Here is a 314-nt window from a genome sequence, read left to right as displayed (position 1 = left end):
AACGATGTGTTCCATGGCGCCGGCGGCCACACGATGATCGGCTATGGCGGCAATGACACCTATTATGTCGATGATGTCCGCGATAAGGAGATCGAGGCGGCGGGTGGCGGTACCGACAAAGCAATCGCGTCAGTAAGTCATGCGCTTGCGGCCGGCTCGGAGATCGAGCTTCTCGCCACCAGCAATGCGTCCGGCACGACGGCAATTAACCTGACCGGCAATGCGTTCGCCCAGACAATCCAGGGCAATGCCGGCGCCAATGTCCTCAACGGCCTCGGCGGCGCCGACACGATGAGCGGCTATGGTGGCAACGA

1 pseudogene is annotated in these 314 nt (G+C 61.5%); it reads left to right on the top strand.

The window, feature by feature from the left end:
* Positions 1-314, top strand: a pseudogene (locus tag AC0L2P_RS32305) (calcium-binding protein); the annotation flags it as partial.

This window comes from Mesorhizobium sp. WSM4836, from assembly GCF_055811815.1.
The sequence above is the reverse complement of the archived record's forward strand: the minus strand, read 5'-3'. Positions and strand labels throughout refer to the sequence as shown.